Genomic DNA, 15621 nt, shown 5'->3' on the forward strand with positions numbered 1-15621 from the left:
ATCGAATTTTATCGTCAAGCCGCCAATCGCGAGATTGTCGAAGCCGTGAAGTCGATGATCGCCTGCGTCTCTTCCTTCGGCGTGTTCGTCAAGTAGACGACAAGCGCAATCGCGACGACTGCGACGAGTATGACGATGATCATCAAAAAAATCGGCATCTTGCTTTTCCGTCGTTCATCCCCCATCTTCGGTCCCTCCCATCCTTGAATATGTTAGTCCTTACAATTATCCCCATTAATCGTTCCGTTCAATCACCTGGATGATCGTTCCGGAATATGCAGGCAGGTTCACTTCAGTCACATGTTCCCCAGTCAGAAGATCGAGACCGCGCGCGCCCTCGAGCACGGGGAACTCGACGTCGTCCCCGGAATTGTTGAAGCAGACGTAATAGGTCCCGTCCCCTTCCCGCTTCATCGCATAGACGTTCTTCTCATCGTCGACATACGGGAACGAGATGTCCCCGTCATTCGCAAGAGCTCGATGCTCTCTTCTCAAGGCGATCAGCTTGCGCGTGAAGTCGAACAGGTCGCGGTCCTGCGTCTCATCCCATGGCATGCATCGGCGGTTGTCCGGATCCTGTCCGCCGTCAAGGCCGACCTCATCGCCGTAATAGAGGACTGGCGTGCCGGAGAACGTCAGCAACGCGAGCAACAACAAACGAAGCCTGTCCTTGTCCCCGTCCGCGCGGTTCAAGGCGCGCGGGGTATCGTGAGATCCGACCAGATTGAACGTCACCTCGTTGACCCCCTGCATGTTCGTGAAGAGGTTCCGCGACAGATCGTGGACGAAATCCGACGGTTTCGTCTTCCTGACGGCAAAAAACTGCAGGAACGACTCCGTGATCAGATAGTTCATGATGGCATCGAATTGGTCGCCAAGCAGCCATTCCTGTGAGTCCGTCCAACATTCGCCGACGATGTAGGCGTCCGGCTTCGCCGTTTTGACCGCCGTACGGAAGGCACGCCAAAATGCATGGTCGATCTCGCTGGCGACGTCAAGGCGCCATCCGTCGATATCGAATTTCTCGATCCAGTGTCTCCCGACGGAGAGCAGGTAGTCGATCACCTCCGGATTTTCCGTGTTCAACTTCGGCATATTGGCCTCGAACGCGAACACTTCATAGTTCGGCACCGGTTCTTGCGTGACCGGGAGGGACTTTAGATGGAACCAGTCCTTGTAGGGTGACGCCTCCCCTCTTTCGACGACGTCCTTGAAGTATGGATGATCCTTGCTGACATGATTGAATACGGCATCGAGCAACACCTTGATCCCATTCTCATGCAGCACGTCGATCATCTCGCGAAACTTCTCTTCCGTACCGAATTGAGGATCGAGCTTGAAGTAGTCGAGCGTGTCATACTTGTGATTGGATGGAGCGAGGAATACGGGACAGAAATAGATTCCCGTCACACCGAGTTCCCTCAAGTATCCGACTTTATCGATCACTCCCTGGAAATCGCCTCCGAACATGTTCGTGTAGCGAGGTGTCCCGCCCCACACTTCAGTCCCCTCCGGATCATTCGACGGATCGCCGTTCGCGAAGCGGTCAGGGAATATTTGATACCAGACCGTGTCCTTCACCCATTCCGGTGCGTCGAAGACGTCGATCGCGTTCAAATACGGGACCGAGAAGTAGTATCCCGGATGGTCGACCGGCTTCTCGTCATAGAAACCCCGCTCCGTGTAATACTTCACCTCTTCTCCGGAAGTCAGTTCAAAACCGTAGCGGACACGCCTGTTCGGCGGCTTGATCGAGACGAACCAGTAATCGAGCACCCCGTCCGTACCGCTGTATTCCATCTCCGTCATAGTCGTCTTCCAGAACTTCGCCTTCGCCGGGTCGAAGTTCCAGTCAAGGTCCTCGGGGTTCTCGGCATCCCATTCATACGGATCCCCATGGACCAGTCTGACCCGCTCGATGTCCCCTCTTTCGGTCTGGAGACGGATATGGACCGTCTCCGCGTCGTACTTATAGACGAATGGCGCCATCGCCCTGTGATAGACTGCAGCTTTTCGCACGTGCATCTCTCCCTTTTCATGATTGGCATCTAATCGTTTTCCCCCTCTCTCCTCTAAAAAAACGTTCCAGTGAAAACGATGCGGCCGTTATGTGTTTTTTGGTATAATGAATGGGCAATCGAGGCGTAGCAAGCGACGCGCCAACTCACACGGTGAAAGAGAGAGGATCAAGATGGGTCGTAAATGGAACAACATCAAGGAGAAGAAGGCGTCGAAGGACAAGAACACGAGCCGGATCTATGCGAAGTTCGGGCGGGAGATCTATGTCGCCGCGAAACAGGGCGAACCGGATCCGGAATCGAACCAAGCACTGAAGGTCGTACTCGAACGGGCGAAGACTTACAGCGTGCCGAAGGCGATCATCGACCGGGCGATCGAGAAGGCGAAGGGCGGTGCCGAGGAGAACTTCGACACGCTGCGCTATGAAGGATTCGGCCCGAGCGGTTCGATGGTAATCGTCGAGACGCTGACGAACAACGTCAATCGGACGGCTTCAGACGTCCGTGCCGCCTTCGGAAAAAATGGCGGGAACATGGGTGTCAGCGGATCAGTCGCTTACATGTTCGACGCGACTGCCGTTTTTGGCATCGAAGGTAAGACGGCGGACGACGTGCTCGAGTTGCTGATGGAAGCGGACGTCGACGTCCGCGACATCATCGAGGAGGAAGAAGCCGTCATCGTCTACGCTGAGCCGGATCAGTTCCATGCCGTCCAGGAAGCGTTCAAGAACGCCGGCATCACGGAATTCTCGCTCGCAGAACTGACGATGCTCGCACAGAACGAGGTCGAGCTGTCACCGGACGACCTCGTCCAGTTCGAGAAGATGGTCGACGCGCTCGAGGACCTCGAGGACGTCCAGCAAGTCTATCACAACGTCGATTTCGGAGAATGATTCAAACAAAAGCAGCGCCCGCTCAAGCCGTGAGCGGGCGCTGCTTTTTCGAATCGGGATGTTCGTCAACCGGGTGATCGAGGCATGACGCCACCAGACGTGTCACGCTGCCCTTTCTTGGGACAAGCGTAAAATATGAAACCAGTTTCAGGTCAAGCGTTTTCGAAAACATTTCAGCTTTTTTTCGATTTCATTAAAAAAAGTTTCATTTCGATGTTTAATCTTCATCCATACTGGGAAATATAGTCTTCATGACAACTGCAATCCCCGTTTTTGTATAATAGGAGGAAAATAGATGAATACGAAATTGTTACTTGCGTTCAAACAACTGGTCCATGAAGCGACACACTTCGAAGTGAAGGAATATGGCGGATACGACGTCTACTCGATGGGAGTGGACGGAAAGTATGACTGGGCGATGATCCGGTATGATGGGGGCGGCAACGACCGCAATCAGGCCTTTCTCACTGTCGAACGCCATGGTGAGCTGCCGGAGACGGATACGCTTACACTCCATCAGTTCGAGCATCTCTCATCCTACACGGCTCATAGCTGCCAGACGAAGCAGCTCGTCGTCAGCGCATAAACGATACGAAGCAGTCTCTAACGAGGAGGCTGCTTTTTCTTATGAGCAGATATCGAAAACTTCAGGAAGACGATGGCACGGCGACAGGAACCAAAAAAATGAAAGTCGGATTCTGAAGTCCGACTTTCATGGATGACCTGCCATTTACTTTATTGAAGGCCCTTACCTTCTCGCTCCAGTCGCTCACGTTCGGCATGCGTTTGCGGGAATCCGTTCGCTTGCCAGTCCGCCCGGTGAATCGAATCGAGTTGCGTCAGACCGACTTCTGCTTCATCCTTCCTTGCATCGACGCTCTCACGTTTGTCGATTTTCTCGGAGTTTGCGATCGATTGATTCGTTTTATCCTGATATACTTTGAACCCTTTCATGCCGAGTACGGCAAGGAGTCCTGTACCAGCCGCTACGGCTGCGATTTTTGAGGCTTGGTTCATGTGCTTCCCCTCCAATAAATATGATAGTAGACTGCTATATCGTTGAATGTTCCCTGTTCCGTGAAATTCGAATCCTTCCCTTGGCGGCGATCATTCCAAAAAAATTTTTTTGGACTTTCCCCCGTGTTCTTACATATTTAACAATCTCGAAGAAAAACAAGGAGTGAAGCGGTATCCGCCCGTCTCAGACACTGCAAGACTGTGAAAACTGCGTTATACTTTTTCCATAGACCTATGCAGCACCTTGATCCGGGACGAGTCACAAGCAACCGCAGCTTGCGCACACCGTCCCTTCTTCATTTCGTCTGCGTCTGTACAAAGGAGGGAAAGTCGTGTCACTGCTTCATTTGGCAATCCTGTTGCCGCTTTTTGCAAGTCTGTTCATTCCAATCATCAGAAGATCGTTGCATCGAATCCACACCGGCTGGTTCGTCCTCGCCGTACCCGTGTCGCTCGTCCTGTTCTTCAGCCGCTTCGTTTCCGAGGTCGCTGCAGGGGGCGTCAGAATGGAGAAGATGCCATGGATTCCGTCGCTCGGTATCGACTTCACCGTCTATGTCGACGGGCTTTCGCTCCTGTTCGCATTGCTCATCACCGGCATCGGCGCACTTGTCGTTCTCTACTCCATCTACTACCTCGACAAGAAGGAATCGCTCCATACGTTCTATGTCTATCTTCTACTGTTCATGACGGCGATGCTCGGCGTCGTGCTGTCTGACAACATGATCGTACTCTACTTGTTCTGGGAGATGACGTCGATCTCTTCTTTCCTACTGATCGGTTACTGGTATCAGAAGGAGCGTTCACGCTACGGGGCACAAAAATCGATGCTCATCACCGTGTTTGGCGGCCTTGCGATGCTCGGCGGGATCAGCATCCTGTCGTTGCTCGCTGACACGTTCAGCATCCGCGAAGTCATCGCGGCATCCGGGGCTTTCAAGGATGAGCCTTTCTACATCGCGGCGCTCGTACTCATACTGCTTGGTGCCTTCACGAAGTCGGCACAGTTCCCGTTCCACATCTGGTTGCCGGACGCGATGGAGGCGCCGACGCCGGTCAGTGCCTACCTCCACTCCGCGACGATGGTCAAGGCCGGACTCTACCTCGTCGCACGAATGAGTCCGGTTTTCGCTGACACGCCACTCTGGTTCTATCTCGTCAGCGGCGTCGGTATGATCACCTTGCTCTACGGGTCGGTCAGCGCAGTTCGTCAGACGGACTTGAAGGCAATCCTCGCCTACTCGACCGTCAGCCAGCTCGGACTGATCATGTCATTACTCGGCGTCGGTTCTTTAAGCAGCGAGGGGCAGCAGGACCTCGCGCTTGCAGCCACCGTCGCAGCTATCTTCCATTTGATGAACCATGCGACCTTCAAGGGAAGCTTGTTCATGATGGCTGGAATCATCGACCATGAGACGGGGACGCGTGACATTCGCAAGCTTGGCGGACTCGCTCAGGTCATGCCGGTCTCCCTTACGATCGCCTTGATCGGCACACTGTCGATGGCTGGCGTCCCTCCTTTCAACGGTTTCCTGAGCAAGGAGATGTTCCTGACGGCGCTCACCGACCTGATGCACGGAGGTGTCAGGGATCTTCGGACGTACGGGACCATCCTTCTCGTCCTCGGTGTCGTCGCGAGCATCTTCACCTTCGTCTATAGCTTGATGCTCGTCAAAGAGACGTTCTTCGGGAAGCGCAACGAACTTCCGAAGAAGGCCCATGAAGCCCCGGTCGGCATGTTGGTCTCGCCGCTCGTGCTTGTCACCCTCGTCGTCCTCGTCGGTCTGTTCCCGAACGCACTCGCGAAGCCGTTCATCATCCCAGCGGTCGAAGCAGTCGCCCTCAAGACGCCGAAAGTCGATATCTATATGTGGCATGGGTTCAACCTTGAGCTCGCACTGACAATATTGATCTTCGGTCTCGGTGCGTTCCTCGTCCTGACGCTTCGAAAATGGAACAGACAGGCAGGGGCTGGACTGTTCAACCGGATCTACGATGCATCGCTCGTCTATGGCGAACGGAGTTCGACCGGGCTTCATGACGCCGTCATGACTGGTTATATGCGATCGTACCTCGTCTATATCTTCGGCTTCATCGTCACGATCGTCCTGTCGACGCTTTGGCTGATGGACGGCTTCTCCTTGCCGGATAGAGCATCCGATGTCACGGCTTACGAGATGATCCTGCTCGGCGTCATGTTGATATCAGCTGTCGCGATCACGTTCGCGCGGTCCCGCCTGACATCGATCGTCCTGCTCGGTGTAGTCGGATATTCGGTCGCCCTGTTCTTCGTCCTGTTCCGTGCGCCGGACCTCGCGTTGACCCAGCTCGTCATCGAGACGGTATCGGTCGCCTTGTTCCTGCTCGTCTTCTATCACATGCCGGACATCAGCCGGAAGGAGGAGCGGATCAAGTTCAAACTCGGCAACGCGGCCATCTCGATTCTCGTCGGTGCGACTGTGACGCTCGTCGCACTCTCTGCCCTCGCCGGCAGAGAGTTCGCTTCGATCTCGAGCTACTACATCAAGAATGTCTACGATCTCGCCGGCGGCGGTAACATGGTCAACGTCATCCTCGTCGACTTCCGCGGCTTCGATACACTGTTCGAAATCAGCGTCCTTGCGATTGCCGCGCTCGGCATCTATGCCATGATTAAATTCAGAAAGACTGGAGGGAACCCGCGATGAAACATACGAATGACGTCATCCTCGAGACGGTGACGAGCGTCATCACGTTCATCATCTTCCTGTTCGCCGTCCATCTCTTCTTCGCCGGCCACTACACGCCGGGCGGAGGGTTCGTCGGCGGATTGATGACATCTGCGGCACTCGTCCTCGTCCTTCTCGCCTTCGACCTGAAGACGCTCCGGACGATCTTGCCGTTCGACTATAAGTGGATCACTACGCTCGGGCTGCTCATCTCGGTCCTGACCGCTTCAGGGGCGCTCCTCTTCAACGTCCCGTTCTTCACGCACGCCTATGACTACTTCGACTTGCCGTTGTTCGGGAAGACCTCGCTCCATACGGCGATGCTGTTCGATCTCGGCGTCTACCTCGTCGTCGTCGGTGTGACGATGACGATCATCCAGACGATCGGGGAGAGTGATTGACGATGGAAATCATCATGGCCATTGCAGCCGGTGTCCTCGTGACCTGCGCTGTCTATCTCATCCTGTCGAAAAGTATTCTTCGCATCATCATCGGAACCGGCCTGCTCAGCCACGCTGCACACCTGCTCGTCATGGTGATGGGCGGACTGAAGACGGGTGACGCACCCGTCATCAAGGACGGCGTCACCGCGTATACGGACCCGCTTCCGCAGGCGCTCGTCCTGACGGCGATCGTCATCAGCTTCGGCGTGACCGCGTTCTTCCTCGTACTCGCCTACCGGGCCTACCAGGAACTTGGGACCGATAACATCGAAGAAATGAAAGGAAACGATTCGTATGATTAACTTGCCTCTACTGCCGATTCTCCTGCCGCTTCTGACGGGGGTCATCCTGATGTTCTTTCCGAAGCGGATCAAGGCTCAGCGGGCGGTCTCCCTCATCTCCACCATGCTGACGATCTTAGCTTCCGTCGTCCTCACGCAGGTCGTCAGGACGAGCGGGATCCAAAGCGTCACGCTCGGCAGCTGGCCGGCACCGTTTGGCATCACGCTCGTCTCTGACATGCTGTCTGCGTTGCTCGTCCTGTCGACGTCGATCTTGACGTTCGCCGTGCTCTGGTATTCTACGGTCTACCTGTCTGATGAGCACGAACGCTTTTTCTACTACATCGCCGTGCAGTTCCTGCTCGTCGGTGTCAACGGCGCCTTCACGACCGGGGATATCTTCAACATGTTCGTCTTCTTCGAAGTGTTCCTGATCTCTTCTTACGTCCTGATCGTCCTTGGAGGTAAACCTGAACAACTTCGGGAGTCGCTGAAATACGTGCTGATCAACGTCATCTCGTCCGCGCTGTTCGTCATCACGGTCGCCTATCTGTACGGCATCGTCGGCACGCTCAGCATGGCAGACATCTCACAGAAGATCGCACAGAGCGGGCAGACCGGTGTTCTGACAGTCATCGCCGTCCTCTTTCTGATCGTCTTCGGTCTGAAGGGGGCGATCTTCCCGCTCTACTTCTGGTTGCCGGGTTCCTACCACGTACCGCCGATCCCGGTGCTCGCCTTGTTCGGAGCACTGTTGACGAAGGTCGGTGTCTATGCCATCATCCGGACGTATACGCTGTTCTTCTATCACGAGACCGGGTTTACGCATGAGCTGCTCGCCATTCTCGCGCTCGCGACGGTCGTCATCGGCGTGATCGGCGCGCTCGCGACCCGAGACGTCAAGCAGATTCTGATCTACAACATCGTCGTCGCGGTCGGGGTCATCCTTTACGGCGTCGCCGTGATGACCCGTCAGTCGCTCGAGGGCGCGATCTTCTATCTCGTACACGATATGCTGATCAAAGCCGCACTCTTTTTATTGATCGGTGTGATGATCGGCATCACCGGAACGAGCCGCCTGAATGAGATGGGCGGTCTGATCAAGGACTATCCGCGCCTTGCCTGGACGTATTTCATCGCCGCCCTCTCACTCGCAGGCATCCCGCCGCTGAGCGGCTTCGTCGGGAAGCTGCTGATCGTCCGGGGCGGGTTCGAGGCCGGATATTGGATCGGTCCTGCGCTCGTCCTCGTTTCGAGCTTGCTCGTCCTCTACTCCGTCATGCAGATTTTCATCCGCGGCTTCTGGGGGACGCCGAGACGATATGCCGGGAAACGCAAAGCGGTCAGCGGACGCCTGCTGCTCCCTGCCGCCTGCCTCGTCATCCTGACGGTCTTCTATGGCATCGGGACCGAGTTCGTCCGTCCTTACGTCACGCAGGCGGTCGATCCGCTCGTCGACCCGTCCGTCTATATCGAAGCCGTCCTGAAGGAGGGAAGCTGACATGGCGTTTCAAATTCTGCTCAATTTCTTTCTCGCGTTCCTTTGGATGTTCCTGTCCGGTTCATTCACCACGAGTGCATTTCTGATCGGGTACTTGCTTGGTCTATTGATCATGTTCGCGATGAGACGGACGTTCAAGACGCGATTCTATCTCGGTCCGGTCGTCGCGCTGACCGCCCTGCTCCTCCGTTTCCTCTATGAACTGATCGTCGCGAACTTCCAGGTTCTATCGATCATCTTGAAGCCGAGGCTCGACATCAAGCCCGGCATCTTCGCTTATGAGACGGAACTGACGCACGGGTGGCAGGTGACGTTGCTCTCGCTGCTGATCACCCTGACTCCTGGAACGCTCGTCGTCGACATATCGGACGACAACAAGACCCTCTATATCCATGCGCTTCACATGCCGGAGGCAAGTGAGGCGATCGCTTCGATTCGCGACAGTTTCGAGAAATCCATTCTGGAGGTGAGCCGCTGATGCTCGATACGATTCTCTTCATCTCACTCGCAGGCGTCTTCCTGTCGATGCTCGGATTGTTCTATCGTGTCGTCAAGGGTCCGTCGACGGCGGACCGGATCGTCGCACTCGATTCGATCGGCATCAGCCTGATTTCCGTGATCGGGTTGATCTCGATCCTGCTTCGGACGAGCGTCTACCTCGAAGTCATCCTGCTGATCGGGATCCTAGCCTTCATCGGGACTGTGGCGTTCTCCAAATACCTCGAGAAAGGAGTGATCATCGAACGTGACCGCAATCAGTGATTACCTCATCGCAGCCTTCGCGCTGATCGGGACGATCTTCAGCCTCGTCACCGGCATCGGGCTCGTTCGGCTTCCTGACATCTATACGAGGACACATGCTGCCTCGAAGAGTGCGACGCTCGGCGTCATGAGCATTCTGATAGCCGTATTGATCCACTTCTACGTCGAGGACGGATTGTTTTCTTCCCGCGTCGTGCTCGGCATATTCTTCGTCCTGATCACGGCTCCGGTCGGCGGACACCTGATCGCACGTGCTGCCTATTACTCTGACGTGCCACTCTGGCACGGGACGGTCCAGGACGACCTGTCGAAGAATACGGAGCACGTCGGTCCGAAGAAGCGAAAACCCAACTGAAGCCATATGCAAGACCTCTGCAACCGCTAGGCGGTACAGGGGTCTTTTTCACGCCACCATCCGTTTTATTTTCAGAAAAACGGCTTCAAATGCCGCTTTTTTAAGACATGATGTTTCAAAGTACGCCAATCCGGGGTACATACTTTCTAGAGCATCAAGCAATACAAAAAGAGCTTCACACTATCAAAGGGGGCCTATTGATCATGTCAGTGTCATTGAAGGTAGAAAAACGAGAACTCCGTCCACGAGCACGGAGAGCAGAGCTTAGAAAAGAAGGCAAGACACTTGCCGTCGTATACGGTTATCAAGTTGAAAGTACGCCAATCACGTTCGATGAACGCGAACTTAAGAAAATCCTCCGTGAGCATGGTGAGAATGCCCTCATCATGATGGAACTCGATGGTAAAAAAGTGAACACGCTCATGCACAAAGCGCAATCTGAACCGTTGTCGAGCGAAATCACGCACGTTGAATTCGTTGCCGTACGGATGGATGCTGAGACCGAGGTTGAGACCGACCTCGTCCTCGTCGGCGATCCAGCAGGCGTCAAGGAAGGCGGATTCCTCGCGCAGACACTCTATAAACTCGCTGTCTCGGCGACACCGGACAAGTTGCCGGAACGTGTCGAGGTCGACGTTACGGAACTTAAGATCGGTGATTCCCTGACAGTCGGCGATCTTCCGGAATATGAAGGATTCAAGGTAGTTGCTGATCCTGAAGAGCAAATCTGTTCGGTCAACGAACCAGTCGCGCTCGAGGAGCCGGAGGAAGAAGGCGAAGGTGCTGCAGAAGGAGAAGAGGCTGAAGGCGCTGAAACTTCTGAGGAAGAAAAGAAAGAAAACGAATGACGCAATCGAACCCCGGACGATGTCCGGGGTTCTTTCGTATGCCTTCAACTGTGCAGCAGCAGTGACAGTTGCTTGCGGTTTTTGATCAGATCCTCGAGTGTATACTTACCGAGTTCATCGAGGAACAGACGGAGGCTTTTCGCGAGGATATGCTTCAGCATGCAGGAAGGCTCGATCGCACAAAACCCGTCCTCAGAGAAACATTCGACCAGATTGAAGTCCGGTTCCATCTGTTCGACCACCTTGCCGATGTTGATATCGCTCGGCGCACAGGCAAGTTCAAGACCTCCGTAGCGCCCTCTCGTCGATTTCACGTAGCCGAGCCGCGTCAGCTCTTGTGTGACCTTCATCAAGTGGTTCGCTGAGATCTGATAATGACTAGCGATGACAGGCATCGGGGTCAGCCCTTCGCTGAGACCGAGATAAATCAAGACGCGAAGTCCATAGTCCGTGTATTGTGTGATGCGCATGGATTACCCTCCTTTGTGGACAACATGTGAAAGAATCGTGTCATATTTTTTACAAATCCTTGAACTGTTTTTAATCTAGTATTTAATCTATTGATTTAAATACCCATTCCCTCAATAATGAGAAGGCACAGTGCTTTTCAAACACCATTATAAAGGGGATGCTTTAAAGTGTTAAGCCAAGAAACGATCACTATCGTCAAATCGACAGTTCCAGTCCTCCAGGAGCATGGCCACGCCATCACGAAACGATTCTACGCCCGTCTGTTCGAGAACAATCCGCAACTGAAGAACTTGTTCAATCAAACGAACCAGAAACAGGACCGCCAGTCGATGGCGCTTGCCAATGCCGTCTATGCGGCCGCAAACTATATCGACCAACTCGAGGCGATCATCCCGGCTATCCAGCCGATCCTCCATAAACACCGCAGTCTCCAGATCACGCCGGAGATGTATGATATCGTCGGGGAAAACCTGCTAGCGGCAATCAAAGAAGTACTCGGGGACGCCGCGACAGACGAAATCATCAACGCATGGGCAGAAGCATACGGAGAGATTGCAAGTGTCTTCATCGCACTCGAGGCGACACTCTATCAGGAAGTGAAGGAGAATGCGTTCGAAGGGTTCGTCCCGTTCGAGGTGACGGAGATCATCAAGGAATCAAACGACGTCAAGTCATTCGTCCTCACACCGCCAGACGGCATGCGCCTGGCACCTTATCAGCCGGGGCAATATATCTCGGTCCAGGCTGAAATCCCGACGGAAGAGATTCTCCACCACCGTCAGTACAGCCTCTCGAAGGCATATGACGGCGTGTCTTACCGATTCGCAGCGAAGAAGGACGGCATCGTCTCGACTCATCTTCATGATAACATCCGTGTCGGGGACGTGCTCCGAATCAGTGCGCCGGCCGGCCATTTCGTCCTTGACGGATCTGACTCACCGGTCGTACTCGTCGGCGGCGGAATCGGTCTGACACCGCTCCTCTCGCTCGCGGACCAGGCCCTTCGCCTGCGCCGCAAGGTCACCGTCCTCCATGCCGTCAAGGATCATGCGGACCGGCCTTTTGCAGAACAGCTCGAGGACTTCGCGTCACGCGGCGCTGAAATCCTCTACTATGCGGAACAGAACGCGGACGCTGATGTCGTGTCCGGCTACATCGATGCCGCTACACTCGAACGTAACGCAACTGACGCGGAAGTCTTCATCTGTGGTCCGGAAGCGATGCTCCAGTACGTAGTCAACGCCTGTCTCGCTGCGACGACTGCGGAGCACATCCACTACGAGGTGTTCGGCCCGTCTCTTGCCGTCAGCACGGCGAACGCATAATACGTAAGCAGCCCCGCTCATAAGAGCAGGGCTGCTTTTTTCATTTCTTTAAACAGAGAGGCGCCCGTCCACCGTGCGAATCGTTCCGATGCCTTCGATCCGGACGGTCGTCTTCGCGAAGGTTGACGTGGCGTCTGAGAAATACCATCTCCGGCCGGCAGGAACGATGATCAGTCGTCCTTCAGCGTCACCGACAGCGGCGAAAGTATCACTCGGTTTTTGCCATGGCGTTAGACCCATCCTCTTCAACCAAGCGACAGCTTCTGGAACGTTTTTGACGACGATCCCGATTTCACTGACACCTAGAGGCGAAGCGGCAGGACCAATCCTCTTTAGGCCCGGTTCATGATGCGCGATCCACTCGATGATGTTTCCGAGAGGATCCAGGAAATAGTATGAATCCGCATTCCAAGCAGGGAAGTGGACAGAGTCCTTTCCTTTTTCGATAAGAAGCGGTACCGGAATCGAAGACCTCGCCTCAACGAACGCATCTGATGCGAGATGGAGCGCAAGATGATAGTTCGACGGTTCTCCATCCCGAAAACAGACCGTCGTCCAGCCGACCCTGAAGCAGACGTGGTCTGCTGTCCGGTGTTTCAGTCTCCAACCGATCGATTCGTAAAACGGGATGAGTGGTTCGATTGAAGCAGCATACAGCTCTACATTAGTGATTCTCATCATCTTGCTCCGCAGGCGGCACGTTCAATTGCCACGACACGCCGAATCGGTCCTCGACCCATGCGAATTGACCGAGTTCCTTCAGCGGTCCGAGCGACATCATGACGTTGCCGTCCTGCGCCAGCAGCTCGACCGCCCGCTCGATCTCGTCGTCTGAATCACAACTGACGAACAGCGAGAGCGCCGGACTGAATCGATGGCCGGACTGCATCAAATCGTCGGCGCACATGACCAGTTCGCCTTTCAGGCGGAAGATCGCATGCATGACTTTTCCTTCTGCTCCACTGCCAGGACCATAATGGAGCACAGACAGGACTTCTGCACCGAGTGCTTCTTCATATAGCCGCATCGCCTCCGTCGCGGCGCCGTCAAATAACAGGAACGGATAGACCTTCTGTTCTTGCATGGTGAACGCCCCCTTCTTAGCCGGTTTTCGTCCCTTGATGGAAGTACAGCTTCCAGGCGCCGTTCTCCTGGCGCCAGATGGAGCTTCGGTTCGTCACCGTCCCGCGGGTCAGATTGACGACGCGATAGGTCGTATGGGCGACATCCGGTGCGAGAAGAACACATCTGAAGTCCTCCATCTCCATCTCATCCTCCGGAAGCGGACTGTCCGCATAGCCCGCTCGCCTGAACACCCTGCCCGAACTGCCGAATTCGACGTAATACTCGTCGAGCAGGTTCATGACCGCCTCGATCGAGCTTCGGACGTCAGGCTTAAGATGGCTCCGTTCAAGTCTCTCGATCGACCCTTCGTCAGGCAGAGGAATCGTCAGGGTGCGCCAGGCGTCTCCGGCAAAATGCTTTGACAGATAGACGATCTGACCGACGTGATAGGCGTAGTGAGCGAGCTGTCGGAGAATCGCCTCCATCACGGTGTGCGCCTCTTGACGGATGTAGACGATCTTCATCAAGTCCTCTTCATCGAGGCCTGCGATCACGTCATCGACGAGCTGCCACGCTTCGTCCCAGTCGCCCTTCAGCTCGTTCAGCGATCTTCGCTGGTCGACGAACTCGGCATCACGGTTCCGGTTCGGCTTCTCGCCGTCGCTCGTCAGGAAATCGGTCCAGCGTGAGCGCATATTGTTCGAGACGTGTTGCATGATCAAGGCGATGCTGTTCGTATCCTTCGCCAGTATCCGGTGCAGTGACTTCTCATCGATTTGGACGAGTGCCCGGTCCGCCGTCTTTTTCAAATCATGCAAGCGCGCACGGACGACCTGCAGAAAATGTTGTTTGCTGTTCATATGTCTTTCCCCCTTCGCTTCCTTCTTTCGACGACGGTACTGCACTCCCCTTCCTTCCAGGAGACCAGAAAAAGGATCCCGCGCGGGTGCCACGGGATCCTTGCAGTCTTCAATTATAGGATTTCAACACTTGTTCGAAGCGATCGACATAGTTCGTAAAGACGCCCGTCACTCCAAGGTCGAGCATTCGACGCATGTCCGGCTCCTCGTTCACCGTGTACGGATGAAGCAGGAGGCCCTTCTCTTTCACCATCCGCGCGTTTTCGGCCGTGACGCCTTTGAACGATGGACCGACACCGATGGCATAGGACTTGATCTCGTCAAGTCGTTCATTCGTCATCAGGAGCATGTCCTTCGCTTCGAGCAGCTGGACGAGTGGTACTTCCGGATCGATTTTTCGCATTTTTTGCAGACTCGCCTCGCTGAACGATTGGACGAGCACCTGACCTTCATGATTCCGTTTCCCGACCAATCCATGAGACTTCAGCGTCTCGTGCAGTTTCTCCTCCATTCCCGGATAGACCTCAGGCGATTTCGTCTCGATATAGTAGTTCGCCCCCTTGCCGAACCGGTCAAGCACCTCCTCGAGCGTCGGCACTTCGGCACCAGCGTATTCCGCCTTCGCGTACGTTGGATTCGCTGCATTGAAGTCGCTTCCGGCGTCGAGCTGCTTGATTTCAGCGAGCGTCATCGACTTGACCTCTCCGGTTCCGTTCGTCGTCCGGTCGACCGTCTCGTCGTGCATCGCGATCAGTTCTCCGTCCTTGGTCATCTGCAGATCGATTTCGATGTAATCAGCCTTCAGTTTCAGCTGCGCAAGCTCATAGGCGGCCATCGTGTGTTCCGGCGCGTATCCGGAAGCCCCACGGTGTGCGATCGTCAAGATTCTGTCTTGCGAAAGGAGATCATTCGCAGGAGCCGCAGAAGCGCTCCCGGCTCCCGTTACCGCCAGTCCAGTCAAAAGCATCGCCCCAATTTTACGTTTCATCTCTATCTTCCCCTTTCGAACTTCGTGTGCTCTTAGCCACACCCTTATGCTACGTTCTGTTCGTAAAGGGGCAATGAAGAACTTAT

19 protein-coding genes are annotated in these 15621 nt (G+C 54.8%); 11 read left to right on the forward strand and 8 right to left on the reverse strand.

Annotated features, from left to right (window positions below; all coding sequences use genetic code 11):
- Positions 1-14 precede the first annotated feature (14 nt).
- Entirely contained in the window at positions 15-185 is a 171-nt protein-coding gene (locus tag DFG60_RS13730; RefSeq protein WP_198661558.1) for a hypothetical protein, read from the reverse strand.
- A gap of 49 nt (positions 186-234) precedes the next feature.
- Complete coding sequence (locus tag DFG60_RS06130) at positions 235-2019, reverse strand: glycoside hydrolase family 13 protein (protein ID WP_114570859.1); 1785 nt, start codon at positions 2017-2019, stop codon at positions 235-237.
- A gap of 172 nt (positions 2020-2191) precedes the next feature.
- Between DFG60_RS06130 and DFG60_RS06135 the strand changes: the two genes are divergently transcribed.
- The gene (locus tag DFG60_RS06135) at positions 2192-2911 is read left to right on the forward strand and encodes a YebC/PmpR family DNA-binding transcriptional regulator (RefSeq protein WP_114570860.1); all 720 of its coding nucleotides are present in this window, start codon (positions 2192-2194) and stop codon (positions 2909-2911) included.
- A 295-nt stretch (positions 2912-3206) separates the two neighbouring features.
- On the forward strand, positions 3207-3497 hold the full coding sequence (locus DFG60_RS06140; protein WP_114570861.1) for a hypothetical protein: 291 nt from the start codon (positions 3207-3209) through the stop codon (positions 3495-3497).
- Positions 3498-3646: 149 nt separating this feature from the next.
- On the opposite strand, the gene DFG60_RS06145 is transcribed toward DFG60_RS06140, so the two are convergent.
- Complete coding sequence (locus DFG60_RS06145) at positions 3647-3928, reverse strand: hypothetical protein (protein WP_114570862.1); 282 nt, start codon at positions 3926-3928, stop codon at positions 3647-3649.
- Between the two features lie 332 nt (positions 3929-4260).
- Between DFG60_RS06145 and DFG60_RS06150 the strand changes: the two genes are divergently transcribed.
- The 8 genes from DFG60_RS06150 (at position 4261) to DFG60_RS06185 (ending at position 10826) form a co-directional block, all read left to right on the forward strand.
- The gene (locus tag DFG60_RS06150; protein ID WP_114570863.1) at positions 4261-6615 is read left to right on the forward strand and encodes a Na+/H+ antiporter subunit A; all 2355 of its coding nucleotides are present in this window, start codon (positions 4261-4263) and stop codon (positions 6613-6615) included.
- Positions 6612-7037, forward strand: a complete 426-nt coding sequence (locus DFG60_RS06155; RefSeq protein WP_114570864.1) for a Na(+)/H(+) antiporter subunit B — start codon at positions 6612-6614, stop codon at positions 7035-7037. Before DFG60_RS06150 ends, DFG60_RS06155 begins: the two co-directional genes overlap by 4 nt.
- Positions 7038-7039: 2 nt before the next feature.
- Entirely contained in the window at positions 7040-7381 is a 342-nt protein-coding gene (locus tag DFG60_RS06160) for a Na(+)/H(+) antiporter subunit C (protein WP_114570865.1), read from the forward strand.
- The gene (locus DFG60_RS06165; protein ID WP_114570866.1) at positions 7374-8861 is read left to right on the forward strand and encodes a Na+/H+ antiporter subunit D; all 1488 of its coding nucleotides are present in this window, start codon (positions 7374-7376) and stop codon (positions 8859-8861) included. Before DFG60_RS06160 ends, DFG60_RS06165 begins: the two co-directional genes overlap by 8 nt.
- Position 8862: 1 nt before the next feature.
- Complete coding sequence (locus DFG60_RS06170; RefSeq protein ID WP_114570867.1) at positions 8863-9339, forward strand: Na+/H+ antiporter subunit E; 477 nt, start codon at positions 8863-8865, stop codon at positions 9337-9339.
- Positions 9339-9623 (forward strand): Na(+)/H(+) antiporter subunit F1, encoded by a 285-nt coding sequence (locus tag DFG60_RS06175; protein ID WP_114570868.1) that lies wholly within the window; start codon positions 9339-9341, stop codon positions 9621-9623. Before DFG60_RS06170 ends, DFG60_RS06175 begins: the two co-directional genes overlap by 1 nt.
- Positions 9607-9978 carry a monovalent cation/H(+) antiporter subunit G gene (gene mnhG, locus DFG60_RS06180; RefSeq protein WP_114570869.1) on the forward strand — a complete coding sequence of 124 codons (372 nt, stop codon included), beginning with the start codon at positions 9607-9609 and terminating at the stop codon, positions 9976-9978. Before DFG60_RS06175 ends, mnhG begins: the two co-directional genes overlap by 17 nt.
- 203 nt (positions 9979-10181) lie before the next feature.
- Positions 10182-10826 carry a 50S ribosomal protein L25/general stress protein Ctc gene (locus DFG60_RS06185; RefSeq protein WP_114570870.1) on the forward strand — a complete coding sequence of 215 codons (645 nt, stop codon included), beginning with the start codon at positions 10182-10184 and terminating at the stop codon, positions 10824-10826.
- Between the two features lie 44 nt (positions 10827-10870).
- Here the strand turns inward: DFG60_RS06185 and DFG60_RS06190 are convergent, their stop codons facing one another.
- Positions 10871-11296, reverse strand: coding sequence for an RrF2 family transcriptional regulator (locus tag DFG60_RS06190; protein ID WP_114570871.1), 426 nt, complete (start codon positions 11294-11296; stop codon positions 10871-10873).
- A 168-nt stretch (positions 11297-11464) separates the two neighbouring features.
- Between DFG60_RS06190 and DFG60_RS06195 the strand changes: the two genes are divergently transcribed.
- The gene (locus DFG60_RS06195; RefSeq protein WP_114570872.1) at positions 11465-12622 is read left to right on the forward strand and encodes a globin domain-containing protein; all 1158 of its coding nucleotides are present in this window, start codon (positions 11465-11467) and stop codon (positions 12620-12622) included.
- Positions 12623-12670: 48 nt separating this feature from the next.
- Here the strand turns inward: DFG60_RS06195 and DFG60_RS06200 are convergent, their stop codons facing one another.
- The 4 genes from DFG60_RS06200 to DFG60_RS06215 form a co-directional block, all read right to left on the reverse strand.
- Entirely contained in the window at positions 12671-13300 is a 630-nt protein-coding gene (locus tag DFG60_RS06200; RefSeq protein WP_114570873.1) for a VOC family protein, read from the reverse strand.
- On the reverse strand, positions 13287-13706 hold the full coding sequence (locus DFG60_RS06205; protein WP_114570874.1) for a VOC family protein: 420 nt from the start codon (positions 13704-13706) through the stop codon (positions 13287-13289). The genes DFG60_RS06200 and DFG60_RS06205 overlap by 14 nt, the downstream gene beginning before the upstream one ends.
- 16 nt (positions 13707-13722) lie before the next feature.
- Positions 13723-14547 carry a DUF1572 family protein gene (locus tag DFG60_RS06210; RefSeq protein ID WP_114570875.1) on the reverse strand — a complete coding sequence of 275 codons (825 nt, stop codon included), beginning with the start codon at positions 14545-14547 and terminating at the stop codon, positions 13723-13725.
- A gap of 109 nt (positions 14548-14656) precedes the next feature.
- On the reverse strand, positions 14657-15535 hold the full coding sequence (locus DFG60_RS06215; RefSeq protein ID WP_114570876.1) for a glycerophosphodiester phosphodiesterase: 879 nt from the start codon (positions 15533-15535) through the stop codon (positions 14657-14659).
- Between the last annotated feature and the right edge of the window lie 86 nt (positions 15536-15621).

The organism is Exiguobacterium flavidum, from assembly GCF_003344535.1.
In the GTDB taxonomy this organism is placed as follows: Bacteria; Bacillota; Bacilli; order Exiguobacteriales; family Exiguobacteriaceae; genus Exiguobacterium_A; species Exiguobacterium_A flavidum.

What these genes read in the sequence shown, in the direction of transcription:
- DFG60_RS13730 (WP_198661558.1), bottom strand. Translation starts at nt 185, where the DNA reads ATGGGGGATGAACGACGGAAAAGCAAGATGCCGATTTTTTTGATGATC.
- DFG60_RS06135 (WP_114570860.1), top strand. Translation starts at nt 2,192, where the DNA reads ATGGGTCGTAAATGGAACAACATCAAGGAGAAGAAGGCGTCGAAGGAC.
- DFG60_RS06140 (WP_114570861.1), top strand. Translation starts at nt 3,207, where the DNA reads ATGAATACGAAATTGTTACTTGCGTTCAAACAACTGGTCCATGAAGCG.
- DFG60_RS06145 (WP_114570862.1), bottom strand. Translation starts at nt 3,928, where the DNA reads ATGAACCAAGCCTCAAAAATCGCAGCCGTAGCGGCTGGTACAGGACTC.
- DFG60_RS06155 (WP_114570864.1), top strand. Translation starts at nt 6,612, where the DNA reads ATGAAACATACGAATGACGTCATCCTCGAGACGGTGACGAGCGTCATC.
- DFG60_RS06160 (WP_114570865.1), top strand. Translation starts at nt 7,040, where the DNA reads ATGGAAATCATCATGGCCATTGCAGCCGGTGTCCTCGTGACCTGCGCT.
- DFG60_RS06165 (WP_114570866.1), top strand. Translation starts at nt 7,374, where the DNA reads ATGATTAACTTGCCTCTACTGCCGATTCTCCTGCCGCTTCTGACGGGG.
- DFG60_RS06170 (WP_114570867.1), top strand. Translation starts at nt 8,863, where the DNA reads ATGGCGTTTCAAATTCTGCTCAATTTCTTTCTCGCGTTCCTTTGGATG.
- DFG60_RS06175 (WP_114570868.1), top strand. Translation starts at nt 9,339, where the DNA reads ATGCTCGATACGATTCTCTTCATCTCACTCGCAGGCGTCTTCCTGTCG.
- DFG60_RS06185 (WP_114570870.1), top strand. Translation starts at nt 10,182, where the DNA reads ATGTCAGTGTCATTGAAGGTAGAAAAACGAGAACTCCGTCCACGAGCA.
- DFG60_RS06190 (WP_114570871.1), bottom strand. Translation starts at nt 11,296, where the DNA reads ATGCGCATCACACAATACACGGACTATGGACTTCGCGTCTTGATTTAT.
- DFG60_RS06200 (WP_114570873.1), bottom strand. Translation starts at nt 13,300, where the DNA reads ATGAGAATCACTAATGTAGAGCTGTATGCTGCTTCAATCGAACCACTC.
- DFG60_RS06205 (WP_114570874.1), bottom strand. Translation starts at nt 13,706, where the DNA reads ATGCAAGAACAGAAGGTCTATCCGTTCCTGTTATTTGACGGCGCCGCG.
- DFG60_RS06210 (WP_114570875.1), bottom strand. Translation starts at nt 14,547, where the DNA reads ATGAACAGCAAACAACATTTTCTGCAGGTCGTCCGTGCGCGCTTGCAT.
- DFG60_RS06215 (WP_114570876.1), bottom strand. Translation starts at nt 15,535, where the DNA reads ATGAAACGTAAAATTGGGGCGATGCTTTTGACTGGACTGGCGGTAACG.